The organism is Massilia sp., from assembly GCF_031995545.1.
Classification (GTDB): Bacteria; Pseudomonadota; Gammaproteobacteria; order Burkholderiales; family Burkholderiaceae_D; genus Telluria.
The window spans coordinates 1-22,510 of sequence record NZ_DAMAGA010000054.1; the positions used below are offsets into that span (position 1 = coordinate 1).

Consider the following 22,510-nt stretch of genomic DNA (forward strand, 5'->3'; position numbering starts at 1 on the left):
CTCGACCCGGATGCGAAAGCCATCCAGCCGGAAGTTGGTCGACTGCAGCAGCACCACCAGCTCATGCGCCGCCATTGCGCGGAACGCCGACAAGACCGCTTCGGAAGTCACCGCGTCGAAGTCGATGAAGACTGCGTCCGGCAGGTTGCGGCGGTAGGCCGCGAGCAGGGCGCGCGACAGGGCGGTGCGGGTGTCATAGACCACCAGCGCGCGCCGGTCGGAGCCGTGTTCGAGAGCGATCGTCAGCACGTCGTGCAGGTGGGCGCTGGCCTTGTCGATGGCGTGCGCGGGCAGGTCGATGCCGGGGTCGATGGTGTCGGAAGCGGAGGCGGTCATGGCGGAATCCTGCAGCGGGCGAGAGGGATGGTTGAGGCGGCCATTATACGGTCGGCGCCTCAAAGTTCCCGGCGCGTACAGGTCATGAGCTCGTTATTTGATGCTCTTGGTGTCACGGCGCGCTACCCCGTGAACGGCGCGCCGCGCGACAGTTGGCGGCGCTATGATTTGAGCAACAGCAATACGTTGCGGCCCGATTGCGCAACGTCTTTCAGCAAATCATGTGGCGGAGCGAAATGGCATACAGATGGGAAACGCCTGCCAGCATCTGGCAGGAGGATGAAACGAGCGGTGAGTTCGCGCTGGTGGCCAGCCAGGGCCTGGGCCAGGTCGACTGGCAGGGGCGCGCACGGCGGCGTCTGCCGGACGTCGCCCACCTGCTCGGTGCTTCGCTCCCTCTCGACTGTGCCTGCGCGCCGATCTACCCCGAAGGCTTCGCCTGGTGCCCGCGTTGCGGCCGTCCTTTGCTGCGTCTGGGCGCCACCCCGGGCCGCAAGGGCGCCCTGCAGCGCGGCTGGTGGGGCCCGGGCGCCGACGAAGCGCTGCCGCGCCATGTGCCGCACGGCTTGCCGGTCACCTCACTGGCGCTGGGCGACAGCCTGGAAGAACGCGCGGCCGCGCCGAATGTCGGCCGCTGCGATGCCTTGATGCCGGCGCCGCCGAATGCCTGCTCGGTGTTCGCCGCCGCCGATTTCGGCTTCCCCGGCGAACGGCTGCTGGCGCTGGCCCACACGCGCGGCGTGCTGCAGTACTGGGATCCGATGGCGCAGCTGTGGCATGTGCTGGCGCCGCAGCCGGGCGGCGCCAGCCTGGTGTTCACCGCGTCCGATCACGCCTGGATCGCGGCCCAGGACGGCGCGCGTGGCGACGCCGGCATCGTGCCCGGCATCGACGGCCTGCAGCGGCTGTGGATCGACCCGGTCAGCGAAACCTATCGCACCGAGACCGTGCTCGATGCGCCGACCGTCGCCGCGCCTGGCGTCATGCGGCGCCACCTGGCCTGCCTGGCCGGATCGGCCGGAGAAATCTTCCTGTGGAGCCTGCGCCTCGACCTGAACGAGGTCGAACGGTTTGCCTGCCCCGACCTGCCGGCCGGCGGCTGGAGCCGGCCGCTCGGCTACGACGGCCGCCTGTTCTGGCTGCACGAAGCCGGCCAGCTGGCATGGCGTCCGGGCGAGGCGCCGGGCTTCACGCCATGGCCGCCGGGCTGGCAGCCGCGCCTGGCGTTCGGCGGGCCGACCCAGAGCCGTGACGGGCGGCTATGGCAGATCGGGCACGATGGCCAGGGTTATTCGTATCTCGAACTCGGGACCGAACAGCCGGCCCGGGAACCGATCGACGGTGCGCGCCTGGGCTTCGCCAACTTCCTGTTCCGGCGCGGCCATCCGGTGCCCGGCGAGCCGTGGGCGGCCGAACATGTCGAAGACCTGAACCAGGACGACACGCTGGTGCTGCCGCTGCTGCGCAGCTTCAACAACAACCGCAGCCAGCCGAGCGGGCTGGTGCTGCGGTTTCACAAGTACACCGGGCGCGCCGAAGAACTGCTGCAGGACCGCGTGATCCCGCGCACCACGATCGAATGGATCGGCCGCCGCAACGTGATCCTGGACGAAGTGGCGCGCCTGGCGCGGCCGCTCGATTGCGTGCCCCTGGTCGCCGGCGGCCACCTGTGGCTGCACCACCCCGACTGGAACCAGATGCGCGGTTGGCGCCTGGACGAGCTGTCGTGATGAAGCGCTTACTGAAGCTGCTGGCCGCAGCGGCGCTGGGCGGGATGGCCACGTGTGCGGCCGCCACGCCGCATGTGTTTTTGGTACAGAACTCGGGCTGGATGGAGCCGTTCTACAGCGATCCCAAGTCGCCGTTCAAGCCGCTGGTGGCGGCACTGGCCGGCAGCGTGGTGCAGCCGGGCGACGCGCTGGTGCTGGCCGCCTTCAACCAGTCGCAGCCCGGCGCGCCGTCGCCGCGCGCGCTGCTGTCGTTCAAGGCCGGCGCGACCCCGGTGCGGGCACGCGTGGCCACGGTGCTGTCCGAGCTCGATACCGCACGCAAACCGGGCAGCGAAGCGCTGGCCGACACCGACCTTGGCGAAGCGCTGCAGGCGGCCCTCACCCACGCGCTCGGCGGCAAGCCGGGCATCGTCTGGCTGGTGACCAACAACCGCAACAGCCCGAATAACGACCAGGCCACGGCCGCGCGCAACCGCGAGTTCTATCAGCTGATCCACGGCGGCGGCACGATCGAACGCGCGCTGGCTTTCCCGCTGCGCATGCCGGTGCAGGGCGCGCACTACAAGGCCAATGGCCTGATGGTGTATGCCTTCGCCGTCGGCCGCGAGGGCAGCGCGGCACTCGACACGCTGCTGGCATCCGGCCGCATCCGGCAAGTGATCACCGAACCGCCGGCGCGCCTCAAGCCGCTCGACCGCGACACCGTGCGCCTGGTGCCGCGCCGGGTGGTCAACGCGCCCGGCGTGTCGTTTGCCTCCAGCCCGGATGGCGTGCTGCGCGCTGACGTGTCGCCCGACGCGCGCACGCCGCAGGCGCGCATCGAGTGGAACCTGGAAAACACGATGTACCCGTACACCATCACCAGCGCCACGCTCACGGCACGCTCCACGCTGGCCGGCGAAGCGCGCCCGATCGCATTGGACACGGCGCGCGTGCGCGACCTGGCGCCGGGCCGGCCGGCGCCGCTGGCGTCGAACATGGCGCTGCCGGTGGCGCAGATTCCGGACAAGTGGTCGCTGGCGGCGCTGCAGTCGGCCGGTTCGGCCTACGTGCTGCCGGGCCGCATCGAGCTGCACCTGGCCGGCCAGCAGCTGGCGCTGTCGCAGGCCTTCCGCACCCGCATGGCCGAACTGTTCCCGGGCGACCCGCTGCCGGACATCTTCACGCCCCCGGCGCAGGTGCAGGCCTCGAACGCGGTGTTGCCGGTACAGGTGCGTGTCCACTACGGCATGGGGCCATTGGCCGCGGTGGTCGGCGCCGCGCTGGCGCTGCTCGCCTTGCTGGCGGCCGGCGCCTGGGCCTGGGCCCGCCCACGGCTGGCGCAGGTGACCGTGAACGAAGAGCTGCAATCGCTGCGCGGCCGCGCCGGCACCGTGCAGCCGGTGTACGACCGCGCCGGCCAGCAGGTCGCGCAACTGAAAACCACGCTGTTCGGCCACCACCTGCTCGACGTGCGCGAAGGCGCGCAGGTGCGTCTGGGCCGCTAAAAGAATTGAATATGAAAGGATCGACCATGCAAGGAACCCAGCCACCCGCCACCGCGCCGTCACCGGCCGACCCGGGCTTCAAGCTGCCGGAAGAATCGGCCTCGCCCCAGGATTCGCTGCCGCAGACCGCGCCGGATACCGCGGCGCGTCCGGTGGAGGTGATGCCGGTGAATCCGAACTCTCTGCCGGTGGCCGATACGTCCAATCGCGACCTGGCGATCGGTGGCGTGGTGTTCCTGATCCTGCTGGCCGTGTACTTCTTCGTGCGCGGCGCCTATGTGCACCATCTGGTAAGGAAGCGTGTCGCGCCTTCCTCGGCCGGCAATGCGGGCTGGCTGCTGTTCGTCGGCCTGGGCTTCCTGTCGGCGGCGGCGGTGCTGGCGATCATCAACGCCAGCCGCTTCCTGACCTTTGCCGTCACCGGGCCGCTGGTACTGGTGGGCGTGGTGGCCCTGATCGCATCGCTGTTCATCGGCCGTCGTTGAAAGAGGGCAGACCATGGCAGAATTCCCGAACCCCTCGTCCCTGAACCCACGCGGCGGCGCGCCCGCGGAGTTGAAAGTCGACCTGCGCCCGACGCTGTTCATCGGCGCCGGCGGCACCGGCATGGAAGTCATGCTGCGCATCCGCCGCCGTATCCTGTCGGCCGTGTGGAACCGGCGCCACCCGACCCGGGTCGAATCGATCGCCGACTTCCCGGTGGCGCGCTTCCTGCACTTCGACCTCGATAACAACGCGATCATCGACGAGGGTAAATCCCAGCGCACCGATCCCTGGTACGAGCTGGTGCGCCTGACCGACGAGGAACGCCTGGTCGAGCCGCTCGACCTGCCGCAATACCACGAGTCCGACGACAGCCTGGCGCGCTTTCCGCTGATCGAAAGCTGGATGCCGCTGCGGCCCAAGAAACTGCGCTCGCTCGGCATCGACCCGTCCAAGGGCGCAGGCCAGATCCGCGCGCTGGCGCGCCTCTACCTGTACGACAAATACCCGAAGCTGCGCGGCCGCATCAAGGGTGCGCTGAATTACCTGAGCAGCAATGCCGGCATCGAACGCAAGGAGAACTACCAGCGCCTCGGACTGCAGGTCGATACCTCGAAGTTCCGCATCGTGGTCATCGCATCAAGCGCCGGCGGCACCGGCGCCGGCAGCGCGCTCGACCTGGGCTGGCTGGCCAAGGCGATCGCATGCCAGGAGGTGTCGGACAGCCAGGTCGACCTGGTGCTGCTGATGCCGTCCGGCTTCGCCAAGGCCAACAAGGAGCGCACCGAAGCCAATGCCTACGCCACGCTGATGGAGCTGGAAACGGCGATGCGCGACATGAACGCGAACGTGTCGTGGATGGATCCGGACAGCATCGCCGGCAAGGGCGCGCCGTTCGACGACGTCTATTTCGTCGATACCGCGAATCTGGCCAACAAGGCCACGCTGGACGTGAAGGACGCCTACCAGATGGTGGCCGATTCGCTGTTCGAGGATTTCGCCTCGGCCGATTTTGCCAACCGCAAGCGTTCGGTGGCGGTGAACCAGCAGCAGCACAAGCTGGGCTCTTACAACCCGCGCGTGCCCGAGGCGCGCTTCGGCGACATGCGGCTGTCGTACTCGAAGGTGTATTCCGCCTTCGGCCAGGCGGTGCTGGACACCCAGCAAAGCCTGCACCAGGACATCCGCGCCTATGAACTGGCGGCGCTGATGGTGAAGGATTTCTTCGGCCTGGCCGGCAGCGACGGTGCCAACGCGGGCGCCGCGCGCCGCGCCGGCGACGGTGAGCGCGACGCCTTCATGCGCGACCAGATGGAGATGAGCGAGCGTGCCTTCGACGACTTCCCCGACCTGCGCAAGGGCAGCGCCGACGTCACGCCGTTCAACGAATACGCGCTGACCGGTGCGCTGCTGCTGGATCGCGACGGCCGCTCGCTGCTGGAACGCGTCGAGAGCCGGGTGCAGCTCGAGATGGACCGCATCATGGCCTCATACGACATCAAGCTGTGGCGCGAGCGCGTGGCCGAATTGCTGCCGCAGCTGGAACGCGACGCCATCCGCGAAGCCGGCGCCACCGCCGAGACCAGCGAAGACCGCATCCGCCGCCACACCGGCGAGCTGCTGGGCCGCATGAAGGGCCGGGTGCGCGAGCGCCTGTACGCGCTGCTCGACGACCGCCGCCAGGGCGGGCTCGAATTCGTGCTGTCGCTGCTGGAACAGGTCAAGGCACGCCTGCAACAGCGCGACCTGGCGAATGCGGAGCGCAACGGCCGCCGCTACCGCGACGTGCGCGACGTGCTGCGCACGCGCCAGGTCGAAGAGTCGCTCGCCAACCTGGACCAGGCCGCGGGCCGCCTGTTCGGCAAGGAGCCGCAGGCGCGCGAAGTGATGGGCCACCTCAAGCGCGACCTGGCCGACTACCTGCGCTTCCACCTGCTGGCGGTGGCGTCGCAGCAGGCGATCGAGGTGATGCGTTCGATGTCGGCATGGCTGGGCGATCCGCAGACGGTGGATGAACAGGGCCAGGCGCAGTGGAGCGGCATCGCCGGCGAGTTCCAGGACGGACGCAGACAGGTGCAGGCGATGCTGGCTGCGGTCGATGCGCGCATTCGCCAGCTGCGCGCCGATGCGCGCGAAGAGCATGCGACCACCATCAAGCTCGGTGTCGACACGCCGCCGGCACCGGTACGCTTGAGTGGCGACGTCAGCGCGTGGAGCGAAGAAGTCCTGCTCGAATTCGGCGGTTCGGCGCGTTTGTTCCCGCAGCTGGGCGACGAACGCCTGCGCGCCGACCTGCTGCTCAAGCTGTTCCGCCGCGCGCAATTACAGTTGTCGAGCCAGGGCGCCGAGCTGGCCGAACCGCCCGATCCGCTACTGGAGCAGCTGTCGGCCCTGTCGCCGCAGGAACGCCAGCGCATCTTCGCCGAATGGATCCGCAGTGCCATGCCGTGGGTGAACGCGCGCTTCTCGGCCGAGTTCACGCCGAATGCCGATCAGTTCAAGTGCTTCATCGGCGTCGGCGACCCCGTCGCGTGGCGGCGCATGGAGCTTGAAATCCGCGCCGCGGTGCCGACCGGTTACTTCCACGGCGACCTGGTCTCGATCGTCAACACCGGCGTCGCCGGGCGGGCGGTGTGCTACATCGAACTGTCGGGCTACCCGATGACGGTGCTGCGCGGCCTGCCGACCTGGCGCGCCTCGTACCAGATCGAGAACCCGAAGATCCCGACCCACCTGCATTTCGACGCCACGCGCTTCAGGCACCCGATCTCGCCGTCGATGGATGAACTGGGCCGGCTGGCCGACGACTATGAATGGTTCTTGCAGGCGATCGCGCTCGGCGTCATCCGAAGGAAGCCCGAACTGGGCGACCGTGAAGCCGCCTTCCAGCCGCGCGGCCAGTACCTGTTCGAGGTCGAGCCGGGTTCGGGCGAGTGGCTCCAGATCGGCAACGAATACGCGATCCGCGCCAACGGCCTGCCGCCGTACTACCGCGAGCAGGTGATCGCGGCAGTGCAGGCGCGCCTGGCCAAAACCGGCCCGCATCGTCTGGCACTGCTGGCTGCGTTGATGCGCCACTACCAGCTGCGCGTGTACGAGCCGCGCCTGGAGGTCGACGAGACCGGCGCCCAGCTGCCGTCGCCGTCGCTGCCGAATATCACCGCACGGCGCCTGTACGACAGCTGGATCCGGCGCGCGGCCGCCGCCGACCCGGCGCTGGCGCCCAGCCAGATCGAGACCGCGCTGGCCGGCATCGAGGGCTGGACCGAGACGGTGCCGGGTTCGCATGCGGATGCCTACAGCTGGGAAGTCGAGCGCGCGGTGGACAAGCGCGTGATCCTGCCGGAATACCTGGCCAGCGAGGAGCGCGCCGAGCAGGTCCTGACAGGGCGTGCGGCCACAGCGCCGGCGCCATCGTCGGTCGAACCGCGCTTCAAGCTGTTCGCCGGCGGCGCCCAGCGCGGGCCGTTCACGGTGGGCGAGATCGCCGCCATGGCCGCGCGCGGCGAGGTCGATGCATCCACGCGCGCCTGGGACATGCGCTGGAATCCGAAGATCGGCAAGTGGAGCACGGTCGGCGCATTGCCGGAACTGGCGCCGGTGCTGGGAGCGGGCAGGGATGACGGCATTCCCGACCCCGACGACGGCGTTCCCGATCCTGAATGAAGGCGGGCATGGAGCACAACGACACCATTTACCGCTGCATCAACGCCGGGTGCGGGCGCGCGTTCCCGCGCCGGGTGAATTTCTGCCCGTGGTGCGGGACGGCTCAGCAGCCGGGAGTGGCGCCCGCGCCGGTCGCGCCGGCCCCGGTACTGGCCAAGACGCCGCCGCAGCCGGCTGCTGCTGCCGCCGCGCAGCCTGCATCCGCGCCGGCAGCGCCGCCTGCGCCAACAACTGCGCCACCATCACCACCGGCCAAGCCCATCGCCGCAGCGCCGCCGCAGCGCAGTGCTGCATCGTCGCTGCCGCCCTTGCCGCCGCTGCCACCGGTACCGCCGGTACGTGGCGCGACGGCCGGCGCGGCCCCGCGTGCGCCGGGCCGCAAGCCGATCCGCCTGCGCTGGTGGCTGATCGCCCTCGGCACCCTGTGGCTGGCATGGATGCTGACCAAACCGACCGAGGCGCGCATCGAACGCCGCATGAAGGCCGCCATCGCACTGGCCCAGGAATGCAAGCCGCGCGACGCGCAGGACGAGCTGATCGCGCTGCGCAAGACGCGCGCCACGGCGCAGCAGCTGCGCCAGGTGCAGGACGCGCTCAACGCGGCGGCCGCCGCCTGCACCCGCGCCGAACGCCGCCGCAGCGCCTGGAAGGAAGCCAGCACCGCCACCGAGCGCCTGCTGAACGCCAACAGCCTCGAACGCGCGCGCAGCCGCCTGTCTGCGTTCACCAAGCGCTGGGGCGAGGACGAGCAGACGCGCGAACTGCGCCGCCGCATCGACGCCGAGCGCCATCCGCTGGCCGATCCGTCGGGCGCACGATGAAGTGCCGGCGGAGCCCGGTGTATCATCGGCGTTGTCAGAACATGAAGGAGAAGAGCATGAAAGCAACCATGGTGGGAACACTGCTGGTGCTGGCGGCGCTGGCCGGTTGCGGCCGCGACGGTGACGGCGCCGGCCCGGCCGAGCGCGTCGGCAAGGCGATCGACGATGCCGGTTCCAAGGTGACCAACTCGGTGCAGGACGAGCTGGCCAAGGTCGACCGCGCCACCGAAGCGGCGCGCGACAAGGTCAAGGACGCCACGCGCGACGCCAGCCGCGGCCTCGATCGCGCCACCGACGAAGTCGGCAAGCACGTCGAGCGCGTCGGCGAAAAGATGCAGCAGAAGGACTGACCGCGCCTGCCGGGGCGCCTGCCTGAGCAGGGCATCCGGCGCCTCTGCGGATTAGCCACACAGGCGCCTGCGCGACCAGTGCCTGACTACCTCGATCTTGGCGTGCGCTCGTGCCGGATACGATGCCCTAGACTGCCTCAAACACATAGTTTGATTGCAACCATAGGGCACCGCATGTTCGACACCACGATTGACCAGCTCGCCACATTGGGCGCCGAGCGCGCGCAACAGGCGCGTACCCAGCCGCTATCCTTCCTGGTCGGCAGTGCCATGGCCGGCGCCTACGTCGGCTTCGGCGCAATCCTGATGTTCACCGTCGGCGCCCACGTCGGCCCGGAAATGGCCCACTTCATGATGGGCGCGGTGTTCGCCCTTGGCCTGACCCTGGTGATCTTCGCCGGTTCGCACCTGTTTACCGGCTACACGCTGTACATGGCGCTGGCCTGGATGAGCGGCCGCGCCAACGGCGGCGACGTGCTCGGCGCGCTGGCCTGCTGCTGGTTCGGCAATCTGCTGGGCGCGGCGCTCCTGGGTGGCATCTTCACGCTCTCCGGCGGCGGCGTGCTGCTGACCGATGGCCTGCCGCTGTTCCACACGATCGCCGCGGCCAAGGCCAATACCGACGCGGTGCCGCTGGTATTCCGCGCCATCCTGTGCAACTGGCTGGTATGCCTGACAGTCTGGATGTGCGCGCGCACCACCAGCGACGCGGCCAAGCTGGGCCTGATCTTCTGGCCGATCATGGCCTTCGCCGCCTGCGGCTTCGAGCACTCGGTGGCGAACATGTTCACCTTCTCGCTGGCGCTGTTCGGCCACATCGAAGGCGTCACGCTGCAGGGCGCACTGGACAACCTGGCCTGGGTCACGCTCGGCAACACGATCGGCGGCGTGCTGATGGTGGGCGTCGGCTACTGGGTCCAGTCGCGCGAGGCGCTGGCGCCACGCGCAACGCGCCAACCGGTGCCGCAGTCGGCGCCGTCGAGCGAGCACCAGCTGCACAAGCCTTGAGCGCCGCGGGTCCGCTCTAGTCGGTGACCTTGCCGCGCAGCGCCTTGATCTGACCGCTGCGCGACTTCGCATCCAGCCGCCGCACCTGCGAGCCGCGCGTCGGCCGTGTCGCGCGCCGCACCACTTGCACCACCGATGCCTGGTCGACCAGCGCCTGCAGGCGCCGCAGCGCGTCTTCCTTGTTCTGTTCCAGGCTGCGCGACTGCTGCGCCTTGAGCACGAGCACGCCTTCCTGCGTGATGCGCGCATCGCGCAAGGCCAGCAGGCGTTCCTTCACATGCGCCGGCAGCGAGGACGCCGCGATGTCGAAGCGCGCATGCACGGCGCACGACACCTTGTTCACGTTCTGACCACCCGGCCCCTGGGCCCGGATGGCGCTGAACTCGACTTCCGCTGGATTGATGGCTGCCATGACGATTCTGCTTGCGATGATCCGGCACGCAGAAGGCGCACCGCTGCCGCATTGTAAGCGCTGGCGCATCCATGACGCCGCGCATCAGCGCAGTGCCGTCAGCCCGAACGCCGCCAGCGCGGTGACCACGACGGTCCAGAACACGATGCCGGCCGCCAGCAGCAGCAGGGAGAACGCGCGCGGCAGGCCGATCGCACCGGCCAGGAGGGCGGCGAACACGGGCCCGATGAGGACAGGTCCCAGCAGGCCGATCGCCCATGGGCCTTTCCTGACCAGCCACGCGGACATCCGGCCGCCCTCGGCCCTGTCCTTGCCGCGTTTGCGCCAAAAGATCAGGCGCCGTACGCCGTCGCCCAGGAAGATGGCCAGCGTCGCGCCGATGAACGCGCCGCATGCAGCAGCGGCGGCCATCGGTACAGGATGCAGCTTCAGGTGAAAACCCAGCGGTATCGCCGCCCACAATTCCACGATCGCCAACGCGAACACGCCCAGCAAACTCTCGATCATCGCCATCTCTCCGCCACAGGTTTGTCATCAACGAAACGTTGTGACCGGATGGTAGTGACCGCGGGCGGCCACTGGTGGCGGATTGCGACGATACACGAATGGCGTGGAATGAAACCCCGCGCGTGATGCGTGAATGGCGGGGTGTGCGAGAGCGAGCCTCAGGCGCCCACGGCCCGCAGCGCTTCGCGCTCGCCCATCACCACCGACAGCTCGACCTGCCCGGCGCGCCATGCCTGCTCCAGGTTCTGTTCGATTTCGTCGATGCTGACGTGGTCCGGATCGGCGAAGCCGCGCACGCCGTAGGCGCGGTTGCGGCCGTGCGACTTGGCCAGGTACAGCGCCATGTCGACCAGGTTCACCGCGCGTTCCCATTCCAGCACCTGGCGCCCGACCGCGAGCGGGAACGGCGAGAAGCCGACCGACACCTGCACGTTGACGGTGGCGCAGCCGTGCACGATGCGGGTGCCGGCGATGCCGGTCAGGATGCGCTCGGCCAGTTCGTCCAGGCTGCTGCGCGGCACCGACGGCAGGAAGGCCAGGAACTCTTCGCCGCCCCAGCGCACGATCATGTCGGTCTCGCGCAGGATCTCCTGCAGGCTGGCGGCGATCGTGGTCAGCACCGTGTCGCCGGCGGCGTGGCCGTAAGTGTCGTTGATGTGCTTGAAGTGGTCGACGTCGAGCAGGAACAGGGCGCCGACCTGCTCGGCGTCGGGACTCGTGGCCAGCGGCGCCGGCGCCGGCAGGGCGCGCATGTATTCGAGGAAGTGACGGCGGTTGTACAGGCCGGTGAGCGGGTCGCGCACGCTCTGCTGCTTCAGTTCGCGGTTCTTGGCGTGCAGCTGGGCGTTGGCGTGGCGCACCTTGCGGTACAGCGAGCCGACGATCACCGCCACCAGCGCCAGCACCACGGCCAGCAGCCACCACACGCGCTGTTGCAGGCGGCGGTTATCGAGCTCGGTCGACTTGATCAGGTTTTCGCTGCGCAGCAGTTCGATCTGGCGCTGCTTCTTGTCGGTCTCGTATTTTTCCTGCAGGTCGAGCATGGCCTTCTGGCGCCGTTTCTCGAACAGCTCGTTCGAGATCTTGCGCTCGCGGTGATAGGCGCGCAGCGCGCTTTCCAGGTCGCCGGTGCGTTCCAGCGCGGCGCCGTATTCGACCAGCGCGTTCTGCAGCTCGGGCTTGTCGCCCAGCTCTTCGTAGCCGGCCAGTCCCGTCTCGATCAGGCGCTTGCCGTCGGCGACGCGCCCGATGCCGAGATAGGCCTGGCCCAGGTTCAGCTGCGCGGTCGTGGTCAACTGGCGGTTGTTGAGCGGACGCGCCGCGGCCAGCGCCTGTTCGGCATACGAGGCGGCCTTGCGGTAGTCGTCCATCTTCAGGTAGAAATCGGACAGGTTCACCAGCGAATACACGATGCGCTTGTGGGCGCCGATCTGGCGCTCCAGCGCCAGGCCTTCCTGCAGCGCGCGCAGCGCGCGTGCGTTCTGGCCGGTGTCGATCGCCAGGCCGTATTCGGCGTTCTTGATGGTGGCCATGCGGCCGGGCGAATTGGCCTTGGCGGCAGCGGCCAGCGCTTCGTCGAGCACGTCGAAGCCTTTCTCGGGCTCGCGCATGCGCGCATACAGGCGCGCCAGCGAATTGAGCGCCATGACGATGTGCACCGGCCCGCGGTGCTCGCGCGCCAGCGCCGCCGCGGCCTGCAGCCGCTCCAGCGCCTTGGGCAGGTCGCCTTCCTCGGCATACGATTCGCCCGACGAGATGGTGGCGCGCACGCGCAGGTCGAGATCGTCGGTGGTGTCGGCCAGCTTTTCCGCGTCCCACACCAGGCGGTGCGCTTCGCCCGGGCGGTGCTGGGCCGAGGCTGAATAAGCCAGCAGCAGCATGCCCTTGGCCAGGGCGCCCTTGTGATCTTCCGCGCGTCCGAGCGCGATCAGTTCGTTGGCCAGGGCGAAGGTCTGTGGATGGTGGCCCAGGCCATGGCGCGCAACGGCCAGCTGATTGAGGAATTCGATGCGCTGGGTCAGCGGGGCGGCGCGGCCCTCGGCTTCGAGCGCCTGCAGCATCGGCAATGCGCGTTCGGGGACGAAGCGGTTGACCTCACGGATCTCGTCGAGCCGTTCGGCCAGGCGCGTATGCAGGGGCGCGGTTTCTTCGGCGGCGGCAAACGCCGACGCCACGCACAGCACCAGGGCCAGGGCGTGGACGCGGGAATGCGCAAGAGCGTGGTGCAGGGCGGAGAACATTGGCGGGATCTCGCTGCGCCGGTGGAGCCGACGAAAAATGGATTGACACATTATAGGGCTGTTGCAAACGGGAAATTCACTTTCCTGATGAATGTCACCAAAATGACACAGCGCCCGTGGCGACGGGCGCCGTTCGATTTTTCAAATGGTTATTGATGATGTCTGTAAGTTGGTTTTTGTTAAATAGTTTTGGTATCAGGCAAGTGAGCCGGTGTGCGGAAGAGCGGTGCGCTCCTGGGTACGCACGGGCCGTACACTGTCGGCTCGCGCCATGACAAAGGAAGAAGAGGACCGCCATGTGGACATCATCCTGCGCCCGATGGGGAGCGACGCTGGGCTTTGCCCTGGGCGGCTTCTTCGACGGCATCCTGCTGCACCAGATCCTGCAATGGCACCACCTGCTGAGCCTGGTGCCGGGTATCGACGACCTACGCCTGCAGGTGCTGTGGGACGGCTATTTTCATCTGCTGATGTACGCGATCGCGCTGGCCGGCCTGATCGGGCTATGGCGCGCGCAGCGGCGCGGCGCCGTGGACTGGGGACGGCCGCTGGCGGGCGCCATGCTGGCCGGCTTCGGGCTGTGGCACGCGGTCGATGCGCTGCTGTCGCACTGGCTGCTGGGGATTCACCGGATCCGGGTGGATAGTCCCGATCCCCTGCTGTGGGACCTGGCGTGGCTGGTGCTGTTCGGACTGGCGCCGCTGTTCGTGGGCTGGCGCTGGATGCGGCGCCGTGGCGGCGGGGCTGGCGGTGCGGGCGGCATGCGCACGTCAAGCGCGGCGCTGGTGCTGCTCGGGGCGTTCACCACGGCGGCCGGCGCGTGGGCGCTGGCGCCGGCGCCGGGACAGGATCTGACCACGGTGGTGTTCCATCCCGGCGCCGGACCGCGTGAAGTGTTCGCCGCGCTCGATGCGGTCGATGGACGGCTGGTGTGGAGCGATCGGAAGATGGGCGTGGTGGTGATGGCGCTGCCGAAGGAGCGGAGATGGGATCTCTACCGGCATGGCGCGATGCTGGTGAGCGGGGGCGGGGCAGGGTGTGTGAACTGGAGCAGGGTGTAAAGCGCCACATTACCCCACCCTGGTCCAGCTCACGCACGGATCAAACAGCATGAACAGCTGACGATTTGCCTCACACCGCAATCTGCTGCAGCAGATACAGGCGCTGATACAAGCCGCCTTCGATGCGCATCAGCTCCTCATGCGAACCCGCCTCGGTGATCTTCCCATGATTGAGCACGATGATCCGATCGGCTTCGCGGATCGTCGACAAGCGGTGCGCGATGGCGATGATGGTCACCTTGCCGCGCAGTTCTTCCAGTGCCTGCTGCACGATCTGCTCGGTGGCGCTGTCGATGCGCGACGTGGCTTCGTCCAGCAGCAGGATGCGCGGCTCGCCCGCCAGGGCCCGCGCGATCGCGATCAGCTGCTTCTGGCCCGACGACAGACGCGAGCCGCCTTCGCCAAGCTGGGTGTCGTAGCCGTCTTCCAGCGCGGCGATGAAGTCATGCGCGTGCGCCGCCTTCGCCGCCGCCTGCAGCCGTTCCAAAGGCAGGCCGCGCCCCATGTCGATGTTCTCGCGCGCCGTCGCCGCCAGGATGAACGGGTCCTGCGGCACCAGCCCGACCTCGTTGCGGAAGCGCTCATTGCCGATGCCGGCCAGCGGCAGGCCACCGATCTCGATGCTGCCTTTTTCCGCCACGTAGTAGCGCAGCAGGAGCGAGAGCAGCGTCGACTTGCCGCTGCCGGTGTGGCCGACGATGCCGAAGAAGGAACCTTGCGGCACATCCAGCGACAGGTCGTGCAGCACCGGCTGGCCCGGCACGTAGGCGAATTCCAGATGGCGTACGCGCACCGCCGGCGCGACCGGATCGAACGCAGCCTCGTTGCCGGCGCGGCCAACGGCATGTTCCGGCGCACCGGCTTCGTCCAGCAGGGCATTCACGCGCGCCGCAGCCACCACGGCCTGCTGCAGGCCGCTGAACTGCATCGTAATCTGGATCAGCGGCTCGACCACGCGCGCGATGTAGCTGACGAACGCGTACAGCACGCCCACTTCGACGGCGCCGATCTCGCGCTGGCCGAAGGCGAAGATCACCAGCGCCAGCAGCGCCACGTTGAGCAGGTCGAGCGCGGGACGCAGCAGGAAGGCATTCGCGCGCAGTTCGGCCAGGCGCGCGGTGTAGTGATTGCGGTTGGTGGCCAGGAAGCGTTCGCCGAAGCGTACTTCGGCATTACTCGCCTGCAGCACCGTCATGCCGCCGATCGACTCGGCCATCTGGCCGTTGATGTCGCTGCGCAGTGCGCGCGCACGCGTGACGGCCGGCGCCGACAGGCGCTGGTACAGCCACACGATGCCGGCCACCGCCGGCACCAGTGCCAGCACGATCAGCATCAGGCGCCAGTCGAGCCAGGCCATCGCGATCATGGTGCCGATCAGGACGATCGAATTGTCGAGCATGACGAACAGCACCTGGATGTACAGGGTTTTCACCGCTTCGGTGTCGTTGGTGACGCGGCTGACCAGTTGGCCGGTGATGGCGCGGTCAAAGAACGCCATCGGCAGGCGCAGCACGTGGCCGTACACCCATTCGCGCAGGCGCTGCACCGAGCGCATCGCCAGGCCGGACAGGCGCAGCAGCTGACGGTAGCGCACCAGGCTCGCCACCCAGCCGCTCAGCACCAGGCCGGCCAGCAGCAGCGCCATGCGCGTGCCGTCCATGTCGCGCGGCAGCAGGTGGTCGTCGATCAGCATCTTGCCCAGCAGCGGGCCCGCGACTTCGAGCGCCGCCGCCAGGATCAGCCACAGCGTGGCCCAGTACAGCTGCTTGCGGTCGGGCGCGGCGGCGCGGCGCAGCAGGCGCGTGGCCTGCCTGGCCTGGTCGCGCAGGGCGCCGCGGTCCGGCTTTTGTTCTTGCTTGGTCGAGGTGTCAGCGTCAGATGGCGTCAAGGCTGGCCTCCAGTTGTTGGTAGCGCCACTGGCTGGCATACCAGCCGTCCAGTGCGAGCAGTTGTTCGTGGGTGCCGGCCTCTGTCACGCGGCCATCGCGCAGCACGATGATATGGTCGGCCGCGACCACCGCCGACAAGCGGTGGCTGGCGATGATGGCGGCGCGTTCCGGGCGCGCCTGGCGCAGTTCGGCCAGGTGTTCGAGGATGCGGGTTTCGGTGCCGGTATCGACCGCGGACAAGGCGTCGTCCAGCAGCAGCAGGGCGTTATCGGCCAGCAGCGAGCGCGCGATCGCGACCCGCTGGCGCTGGCCGCCGGACAAGGTGATCCCTTTTTCGCCGACCGGCGTGTCGTAGCCATACGGGAAACGCAGGATGTCGTCGTGGATCGCGGCCATTTGCGCCGCCTGTTCGATTTCCTGGCGCGAGGCGCCGGGGCGGGCCAGGGCGATGTTCTCGGCGATGGTGGCCGAGAACAGGAACGATTCCTGCGGCACCCAGGCGGTGGCCGCGCGCAGCGCATTCAAGCGGTACTCCGTCAATGCATGGCCGGCCCAGCTGACCTGGCCGCGCTGCGGCGTGGCCTGGCGCAGCAGCACGCGCAGCAGCGTCGACTTGCCGGCACCGGTGGGACCGACCAGGCCCAGGGTCTGGCCGGGCTGCAGCGTTACCGAGACATCAGTCAATGCGGGGCGCTCCTTGCTGTCCGGCCCGCCGTAGGCGAAGGTGACGCCGTCGAGCACCAGCGGCCCCTGGCCGACCTGCTCAACGATGCCCTTGTCTTCCACCGTGAGCGGAATGTCGAGCATCGGTTGCAGGCGCGCCAGGCCGGCGCGGCCGCGTTCGATCAGCGTCAGTACCCAGCCGGCCGCAAACATCGGCCAGATCAGCTGTCCCAGGTACATGGTGAAGCTGGTCAGGGCGCCGACCGTGAGCTGGTTGTTCCACACCAGGTAGCCGCCCACGCCGAGCGTCAGGCCGGTGGCGGCGGTCAGGGCCAGACCCACCGCCGGCTCGTAGGCCGCTTCCCATTTCTGGGCCGTCAGGCTCGCTTGCGCGGCATTGCCGGCCAGTTCGCCGAACTGCGCGGCGCTGCGGTTTTCCAGGCCCAGCGCGCGCAGCGTGCGCACGCCGGTCAGCGACTCCTGCACGTGGTCGTTCAGCGCCGAGAAACTCTTCAGCGCATTGCCTTCGGCGGTGTGGATGTGGGTCGAGATGTACCAGAACGCGAGTCCCATCAGCGGGAACGGCAGCAGCGCCACCGCCGCCAGTCGCCAGTCGACGCCGAGCGTCATGATCCCCAGCACCATCACCAGCGTCAGGGTGCCGTCGAAGGCCGCCAGCAGCGCTTCGCCGGCCGCCATCTCGATGGCGTCGATGTCGTTGGTGGCCAGCGCCATCAGGTCGCCGGTGCGCTGGCGCTGGTAGAAGCCGGGGCCTTGCGCGGCGAGGCGCGCGTACAGGCGCGTGCGCAGTTCGACGCCCAGGTTGTAGGCGGCCGAATACAGGCGGATGCGCCAGCACACGCGCAGCACGTAGATCGCCACGCCCAGGCCGATCAGCTGGGCGATGCCGACCAGCAGATCGTGTTGGCCCAGGCGGTTGGCGGCCAGCGCGTCGATCAGGGCGCCGACCTTGCGCGGGATGAGGACCGTACAGATCGCGACCCCGACCAGCATCACGGCCGACGAGGCATAGGATTGCCAGTGCCGGCGGACGAATCCGCCGATCAGCCTTGCCAGACTCATTCGAATTCCTTGCGTAGATTCTTGAAGGCAGGCCCGAAAACAAAAGCGGGCCAGAGCCCGCTAGTGTAGTCGTTTTGCCCAGGACGCGTAGCGCGCCCCTCGAATCCGGCGCCGCTGAAAACGGCGCATCGGCGCCGTCGCGGCAGGTGCTGCAGTGGTGTTACTTGCGGCGTTTCGGCGGCGCCGAATCGATGCGCGTGACCGTGGCCGAGTCCTTGGTCTCGACCGGCGCGGCCAGCGGATGCTGGGCCACCGCCGCTTTCGGCGCACCCTTGCCGGCGGCTTTGGCGATCGGCTTCGGCTTGGCCACCGGCGTCGGCTGGTCGAGCGGGGCGGCCTGCAGGTCGGCCGGCTCGAGGCTTTGCACCACGGCCGGTTCGTCCTTCAGTGCTTGCTCCTGCACCAGGGCGCTCAAGGTTTCTTCGACCTGGTCGACGGCGTGTGCGGATTCTTTCGCCACGTCTTCGGTCACTTCGTGCATGGCTTCGCCGGCCGCTTTGACGCTGTTCGATGCGGATGCCGACACCGTCTCAACGATTTCGGCTCCCGCCTGCACTGCGTTTTCGACTGTCTTGGCCACCGGTGCGCTGGCCTCGATCACGGTCTGCGCGATCTGGGTCGGGGAGGGCAACGCGGCCGGGGCCGACACCGGCGTCGGCGTGGTCAGCGGCACCGCATACGGCCGGATACCGGTGGCGATGCCGAACACTTCGCGGCCATACGCCACCATGCTGCGCATCTGCTCTTCGGCGTGGCTGCGCAGCAGGCCCAGGTCGCGCGGGCTGGACGCGCCCAGCAGGGCGCTGACGGTGCGCGACGAGCGCTCGACCGACTCGCGCGATACGGCCAGGTTCAGCGCCATCAGGCGGCTGGCGTTGTCGAAGGCGCGGTCGGTGAAGGAATGAAGCAGGCGGAACTGAGCGTCCAGCTGCGATTTGCGTGCTGCGGACAATTGCTCGGGAAGTGATGTCATGGAATCCTCGTCAGTCAAATATGGCGCACTGCAATAGAATCAGTGTACCCACGATTGAACGGTGTTGCAACGCACTATTCTTTCAGATTTTTATTGGGAAATATTGCGCTGCATCATTACGTGGTTTTATTGGTGTGGTGTGCAGCTGACAACGCTACAATTGCCGCGGCACTTTGCCGCTCGTAGAAATAAAGGATCGCGCATGGATCTAGTGATTCGCAACGCCACGCTGCCCGACGGACGCAGCGGCATCGACATCGGTATCGACGGCGGCCGCATCGTCGCGCTCGAACAACGCTTGGCGGTGCAGGCCGGGCGCGAGATCGACGCCGGTGGCGACCTGGTGACGCCGCCGTTCGTGGACGCCCACTTCCACATGGATGCGGTGCTCAGCTACGGCCTGCCGCGCGTGAACGCCAGCGGCACCCTGCTGGAAGGGATAGCGCTGTGGGGCGAACTCAAACCCGAGCTCACGCAAGAGGCGCTGGTCAAACGCGCACTGCGCTACTGCGACTGGGCGGTGGCGCGCGGCCTGCTGGCGATCCGCACCCACGTCGACGTATGCGACGAGCGCCTGCTGGCGGTGGAAGCGCTGCTGGAAGTGAAACGCCGGGTGGCGCCGTACCTCGACCTGCAACTGGTGGCCTTTCCCCAGGACGGCCTGCTGCGCAGCCCCGGCGCCTTCGACAACCTGAAACGCGCGATGGCGATGGGCGTGGATGTGGTGGGCGGCATCCCGCACTTCGAGCGCACCATGGCGCAAGGCGCCGAATCGGTGCGCCTGCTGTGCGAGTTCGCGGCCGAACGCGGCCTGCGGGTGGACATGCATTGCGACGAGACCGACGACCCGCTGTCGCGCCACATCGAGACGCTGGCGTATGAAACCCAGCGCCTCGGGTTGCAGGGGCGGGTGGCCGGTTCGCACCTGACCTCGATGCACTCGATGGACAATTATTACGTCAGCAAGCTGCTGCCGCTGATCGCCGAAAGCGGCGTGGCGGCGATCGCCAACCCCTTGATCAACATCACCCTGCAGGGCCGCCACGACACCTATCCGAAGCGGCGTGGAATGACGCGCGTGCCAGAGCTGCTGGCGGCGGGCGTCGATGTCGCCTTCGGCCACGACTGCGTGCTCGATCCCTGGTATGGCATGGGGTCGGGCGACATGCTGGAGGTGGCGCACATGGGACTGCACGTGGCGCAGATGACGTCTCTTGCGGCGATGGGGCAGTGCTTCATGGCGGTGACCGAGACCCCGGCGCGCATCCTCGGCCTGGAAGGCTATGGCCTGGCGCCGGGGTGTAACGCCGACCTGGTGATCCTGGACGCCGGTTCGGCGGTGGAAGCGATCCGCCTGCGCGCGGCGCGCCGGCTGGTGCTGCGGCGCGGGCAAGTGGTGGCCGAGGCGCCATCGAGCGCGGCGCGCCTGCACCTGGAAGGACGGCCGGCCGCTGTCGACTTCCGCCTACAGCCGCGCGGGGCGAACGCGTCATGAATACGTTCCCGGCTTCAGGCAAAATACAAACCCCTGTTGAATCGGCGACCCTGCCCATTGTTGTGAACGATATCGAGATCCGTCCCGCCCACGAAGCCGACTTCGAGTCGATGTGGAGCATCTTCAGCGCCCACATCGCGGCCGGCGAAACCTATACCTTCAGCAGCGCCACCACGCGCGAAGCGGCGCACCAGTACTGGCTGGGCGCGGGCGTGCACGCTTTCGTGGCCACCAGCAGCGGCGGCCGGGTGCTGGGCATGTACCGCCTGGTGCCGAACCAGCCCGGGCGCGGCCACCACGTGGCGAACGCCTCGTTCATGGTCAACCCGGCGGCGCAAGGAGCGGGCATCGGCTACCGGCTGGGCGAGCATTGCCTGGACCAGGCGCGCCGCAACGGCTTCCTGGCGATGCAGTTCAATTACGTGGTGAGCACCAATACCGCCGCCATCCGGCTGTGGAAAAAGCTCGGCTTCGCGATCACCGGCACGCTGCCCAAGGCGTTTCGCCACAAACGCCTGGGCTATGTCGATGCCTACGTGATGTACCAGCTGCTGCAGGATCCCGACCACTGGCCGACGGCGGACGAATGAGCCAGATCGCTGTCACCAAACGGCTGCGCCTGCGCACCCTGAACGAAGACGATGCGCCGCTGCACCTGGCGCTGGTGAACGACCCGACCTTCGTGACCTTCATCGGCGATCGCCAGCAGCGCACGCTCGACGACGCGCGCCAGGCGATCGCGCAGGGACCGGTGGCGATGCTGGCGACCTACGGCCATGCGATGTACATGGTCGAGCTGCACGACGGCACGCCGATCGGCGTCTGCGGCCTGCTCAAGCGCGAGAACCTGGACTACGTCGATATCGGCTACGCCTTCCTGCCCGACTGGCGCAGCCGCGGCTATGCCTTCGAGGCGGCGCAGGCCACGGTGCGCCACGCCATCCTGCTGGGCATCACGCCGCTGGCGGCGATCTGCAACCCGGCCAACGCGGCGTCGATCGCGCTGCTGCTGAAGCTGGGTTTCCGCTTCGAGCGCATGGTGAGCAGCGACCCGGCGCGGCCGCCCGTCAACCTGTACCTGATGGAGCTGCCCCTGCGCGCAACGGTTGAGTAGCGCACCATCGGCCGTGTAACGACAGTGATAGCATGAGCCGTCCTGAAACAGCCGATCCACTTTATCGAACACCCAACGACGATGCCGACCAACGCGCTGCGCCCCGACGCCCATTTCTTCATCGTGCTCAATGCCGGTTCCGGCCATTCCGAGACCGAGGAACGCATCTCCACCATCCGCACCGTGATGGAGGATGCGGGACGGGTCTGCCACCTGGAGGTGGTGAACCAGCCCGAGCATCTCGAACGCATCGCGCGCGAGATGGCGGCGCGGGCGGTGGCTGAGGACGGAGTGCTGGTGGCGGCCGGCGGCGACGGCACCATCAATACGGTGGCGCACCAGGCGGTGCTGGCCGGCTGCCCGTTCGGCGTCTTGCCGCAAGGTACCTTCAACTATTTCGGCCGCACCCACGGCATTCCCGAAGACCTGGCCGAAGCGGTCCACGCGCTGCTGCGCGCCGAGGTGCGGCCGGTGCAGGTGGGGCTACTCAACAACAAGATATTCCTGGTCAACGCCAGCGTCGGGCTGTATCCGAAGCTGCTCGAAGAGCGCGAGCACGACAAGCGGCAGTATGGCCGCAGCCGTTTTGTCGCATTCCTCTCGGCGATCAAGATGGCGCTGCGGCCGCATCGGCACCTGCGCATCTCCCTCGAACTCGACGGCAAGGAGCGGCGCCTGCGCACCACCACGCTATTCGTCGGCAACAACCGGCTGCAGATGGAGCAGGTCGGGATGGAGCAGCTGACCGAGGCGGTAGAAGAGGGCCAGCTGGTGGCGCTGGCGCCCAAGCCGATGGGCAAGCTGGGGCTGCTCGGCTTGCTGGTCAAGGGCGCCTTCGGCAAGCTGGGGCAGGGTGATGACGTGGTGGCGTTCGCGTTCAAGCGCATGACGGTCAAGACGCCGTCGGTGTATGGGCGCAAGCGGCTGAAGGTGGCGGCCGACGGGGAGGTGAGCAATATGGCGACGCCATTCGAGTTTCAGGTGCTGGAAGGGCGGCTCAAGCTGCTGGCGTCGGGAGCGGCGCACGGCGATTCGCGTAAGGTAGAGGATGCTGCGTAGGGTTGGCGGCTATGCCGCCGACGCGTCGATTGTTACCGGCTCCGATGTCGCGCCGGATGATCTCGTCGCTAACTACCACCGCGTCGGCGGCGGAGCCGCCAACCCTGTTAGGGCAAAGTAGTAATGTCCCTTT

At 68.1% G+C, this 22,510-nt stretch carries 18 protein-coding genes and 1 pseudogene; 12 read left to right on the top strand and 7 right to left on the bottom strand.

Going from position 1 to position 22,510, the window contains the following annotated elements:
• A pseudogene (locus tag RTQ83_RS22715) lies at positions 1 to 336 on the bottom strand (hypothetical protein); the annotation flags it as partial.
• Positions 337 to 572: 236 nt separating this feature from the next.
• Between RTQ83_RS22715 and RTQ83_RS22720 the strand changes: the two are divergent.
• From RTQ83_RS22720 to RTQ83_RS22750, 7 genes are all read left to right on the top strand, one after another.
• Positions 573 to 2,066, top strand: a complete 1,494-nt coding sequence (locus RTQ83_RS22720) for a hypothetical protein (protein WP_312519847.1) — start codon at positions 573 to 575, stop codon at positions 2,064 to 2,066.
• Complete coding sequence (locus RTQ83_RS22725; protein WP_312519850.1) at positions 2,066 to 3,553, top strand: hypothetical protein; 1,488 nt, start codon at positions 2,066 to 2,068, stop codon at positions 3,551 to 3,553. Before RTQ83_RS22720 ends, RTQ83_RS22725 begins: the two co-directional genes overlap by 1 nt.
• Before the next feature lie 26 nt (positions 3,554 to 3,579).
• Positions 3,580 to 4,038 carry a hypothetical protein gene (locus RTQ83_RS22730; protein ID WP_312519852.1) on the top strand — a complete coding sequence of 153 codons (459 nt, stop codon included), beginning with the start codon at positions 3,580 to 3,582 and terminating at the stop codon, positions 4,036 to 4,038.
• 13 nt (positions 4,039 to 4,051) lie between these two features.
• The gene (locus RTQ83_RS22735; protein WP_312519855.1) at positions 4,052 to 7,702 is read left to right on the top strand and encodes a tubulin-like doman-containing protein; all 3,651 of its coding nucleotides are present in this window, start codon (positions 4,052 to 4,054) and stop codon (positions 7,700 to 7,702) included.
• 8 nt (positions 7,703 to 7,710) lie between these two features.
• Complete coding sequence (locus tag RTQ83_RS22740) at positions 7,711 to 8,523, top strand: hypothetical protein (RefSeq protein WP_312519858.1); 813 nt, start codon at positions 7,711 to 7,713, stop codon at positions 8,521 to 8,523.
• A 56-nt stretch (positions 8,524 to 8,579) separates the two neighbouring features.
• Positions 8,580 to 8,873 carry a hypothetical protein gene (locus RTQ83_RS22745; RefSeq protein ID WP_312519861.1) on the top strand — a complete coding sequence of 98 codons (294 nt, stop codon included), beginning with the start codon at positions 8,580 to 8,582 and terminating at the stop codon, positions 8,871 to 8,873.
• Positions 8,874 to 9,047: 174 nt separating this feature from the next.
• The gene (locus RTQ83_RS22750; RefSeq protein ID WP_312519864.1) at positions 9,048 to 9,881 is read left to right on the top strand and encodes a formate/nitrite transporter family protein; all 834 of its coding nucleotides are present in this window, start codon (positions 9,048 to 9,050) and stop codon (positions 9,879 to 9,881) included.
• Between the two features lie 16 nt (positions 9,882 to 9,897).
• On the opposite strand, the gene arfB is transcribed toward RTQ83_RS22750, so the two are convergent.
• The 3 genes from arfB to RTQ83_RS22765 all read right to left on the bottom strand — a co-directional run bounded on the left by arfB (position 9,898) and on the right by RTQ83_RS22765 (position 13,040).
• On the bottom strand, positions 9,898 to 10,293 hold the full coding sequence (gene arfB / locus RTQ83_RS22755) for an alternative ribosome rescue aminoacyl-tRNA hydrolase ArfB (RefSeq protein ID WP_312519867.1): 396 nt from the start codon (positions 10,291 to 10,293) through the stop codon (positions 9,898 to 9,900).
• An 84-nt stretch (positions 10,294 to 10,377) separates the two neighbouring features.
• On the bottom strand, positions 10,378 to 10,806 hold the full coding sequence (locus RTQ83_RS22760; protein WP_312519869.1) for a hypothetical protein: 429 nt from the start codon (positions 10,804 to 10,806) through the stop codon (positions 10,378 to 10,380).
• A gap of 152 nt (positions 10,807 to 10,958) precedes the next feature.
• Complete coding sequence (locus RTQ83_RS22765) at positions 10,959 to 13,040, bottom strand: diguanylate cyclase (protein WP_312519871.1); 2,082 nt, start codon at positions 13,038 to 13,040, stop codon at positions 10,959 to 10,961.
• Between the two features lie 296 nt (positions 13,041 to 13,336).
• Between RTQ83_RS22765 and RTQ83_RS22770 the strand changes: the two genes are divergently transcribed.
• Positions 13,337 to 14,101, top strand: coding sequence for a DUF2243 domain-containing protein (locus tag RTQ83_RS22770; RefSeq protein ID WP_312519874.1), 765 nt, complete (start codon positions 13,337 to 13,339; stop codon positions 14,099 to 14,101).
• A gap of 70 nt (positions 14,102 to 14,171) precedes the next feature.
• Here the strand turns inward: RTQ83_RS22770 and RTQ83_RS22775 are convergent, their stop codons facing one another.
• The 3 genes from RTQ83_RS22775 to RTQ83_RS22785 all read right to left on the bottom strand — a co-directional run bounded on the left by RTQ83_RS22775 (position 14,172) and on the right by RTQ83_RS22785 (position 18,709).
• Positions 14,172 to 15,929: an ABC transporter ATP-binding protein gene (locus RTQ83_RS22775; protein ID WP_409456145.1), complete on the bottom strand. Its 1,758-nt coding sequence runs from the start codon at positions 15,927 to 15,929 to the stop codon at positions 14,172 to 14,174.
• 46 nt (positions 15,930 to 15,975) lie between these two features.
• Positions 15,976 to 17,736 carry an ABC transporter ATP-binding protein gene (locus RTQ83_RS22780; protein ID WP_312519880.1) on the bottom strand — a complete coding sequence of 587 codons (1,761 nt, stop codon included), beginning with the start codon at positions 17,734 to 17,736 and terminating at the stop codon, positions 15,976 to 15,978.
• A gap of 160 nt (positions 17,737 to 17,896) precedes the next feature.
• Entirely contained in the window at positions 17,897 to 18,709 is an 813-nt protein-coding gene (locus RTQ83_RS22785; protein WP_312519882.1) for a phasin family protein, read from the bottom strand.
• A 202-nt stretch (positions 18,710 to 18,911) separates the two neighbouring features.
• On the opposite strand from RTQ83_RS22785, the gene RTQ83_RS22790 reads away from it, so the two are divergent.
• The 4 genes from RTQ83_RS22790 to RTQ83_RS22805 all read left to right on the top strand — a co-directional run bounded on the left by RTQ83_RS22790 (position 18,912) and on the right by RTQ83_RS22805 (position 22,377).
• Positions 18,912 to 20,204, top strand: coding sequence for an amidohydrolase family protein (locus RTQ83_RS22790; RefSeq protein WP_312519885.1), 1,293 nt, complete (start codon positions 18,912 to 18,914; stop codon positions 20,202 to 20,204).
• A gap of 62 nt (positions 20,205 to 20,266) precedes the next feature.
• Positions 20,267 to 20,794 (top strand): GNAT family N-acetyltransferase, encoded by a 528-nt coding sequence (locus tag RTQ83_RS22795; RefSeq protein ID WP_312519888.1) that lies wholly within the window; start codon positions 20,267 to 20,269, stop codon positions 20,792 to 20,794.
• A complete protein-coding gene (locus tag RTQ83_RS22800; protein ID WP_312519891.1) occupies positions 20,791 to 21,318 on the top strand; it encodes a GNAT family N-acetyltransferase in 528 nt (175 codons plus the stop codon). The genes RTQ83_RS22795 and RTQ83_RS22800 overlap by 4 nt, the downstream gene beginning before the upstream one ends.
• A gap of 81 nt (positions 21,319 to 21,399) precedes the next feature.
• Positions 21,400 to 22,377, top strand: a complete 978-nt coding sequence (locus tag RTQ83_RS22805; RefSeq protein ID WP_312519894.1) for a diacylglycerol kinase family protein — start codon at positions 21,400 to 21,402, stop codon at positions 22,375 to 22,377.
• Positions 22,378 to 22,510 lie beyond the last annotated feature (133 nt).

What these genes read in the sequence shown, in the direction of transcription:
- RTQ83_RS22720 (WP_312519847.1), top strand. Translation starts at nt 573, where the DNA reads ATGGCATACAGATGGGAAACGCCTGCCAGCATCTGGCAGGAGGATGAA.
- RTQ83_RS22725 (WP_312519850.1), top strand. Translation starts at nt 2,066, where the DNA reads ATGAAGCGCTTACTGAAGCTGCTGGCCGCAGCGGCGCTGGGCGGGATG.
- RTQ83_RS22730 (WP_312519852.1), top strand. Translation starts at nt 3,580, where the DNA reads ATGCAAGGAACCCAGCCACCCGCCACCGCGCCGTCACCGGCCGACCCG.
- RTQ83_RS22735 (WP_312519855.1), top strand. Translation starts at nt 4,052, where the DNA reads ATGGCAGAATTCCCGAACCCCTCGTCCCTGAACCCACGCGGCGGCGCG.
- RTQ83_RS22740 (WP_312519858.1), top strand. Translation starts at nt 7,711, where the DNA reads ATGGAGCACAACGACACCATTTACCGCTGCATCAACGCCGGGTGCGGG.
- RTQ83_RS22745 (WP_312519861.1), top strand. Translation starts at nt 8,580, where the DNA reads ATGAAAGCAACCATGGTGGGAACACTGCTGGTGCTGGCGGCGCTGGCC.
- RTQ83_RS22750 (WP_312519864.1), top strand. Translation starts at nt 9,048, where the DNA reads ATGTTCGACACCACGATTGACCAGCTCGCCACATTGGGCGCCGAGCGC.
- arfB (WP_312519867.1), bottom strand. Translation starts at nt 10,293, where the DNA reads ATGGCAGCCATCAATCCAGCGGAAGTCGAGTTCAGCGCCATCCGGGCC.
- RTQ83_RS22760 (WP_312519869.1), bottom strand. Translation starts at nt 10,806, where the DNA reads ATGGCGATGATCGAGAGTTTGCTGGGCGTGTTCGCGTTGGCGATCGTG.
- RTQ83_RS22765 (WP_312519871.1), bottom strand. Translation starts at nt 13,040, where the DNA reads ATGTTCTCCGCCCTGCACCACGCTCTTGCGCATTCCCGCGTCCACGCC.
- RTQ83_RS22770 (WP_312519874.1), top strand. Translation starts at nt 13,337, where the DNA reads ATGTGGACATCATCCTGCGCCCGATGGGGAGCGACGCTGGGCTTTGCC.
- RTQ83_RS22780 (WP_312519880.1), bottom strand. Translation starts at nt 17,736, where the DNA reads ATGAGTCTGGCAAGGCTGATCGGCGGATTCGTCCGCCGGCACTGGCAA.
- RTQ83_RS22785 (WP_312519882.1), bottom strand. Translation starts at nt 18,709, where the DNA reads ATGACATCACTTCCCGAGCAATTGTCCGCAGCACGCAAATCGCAGCTG.
- RTQ83_RS22790 (WP_312519885.1), top strand. Translation starts at nt 18,912, where the DNA reads ATGGATCTAGTGATTCGCAACGCCACGCTGCCCGACGGACGCAGCGGC.
- RTQ83_RS22800 (WP_312519891.1), top strand. Translation starts at nt 20,791, where the DNA reads ATGAGCCAGATCGCTGTCACCAAACGGCTGCGCCTGCGCACCCTGAAC.
- RTQ83_RS22805 (WP_312519894.1), top strand. Translation starts at nt 21,400, where the DNA reads ATGCCGACCAACGCGCTGCGCCCCGACGCCCATTTCTTCATCGTGCTC.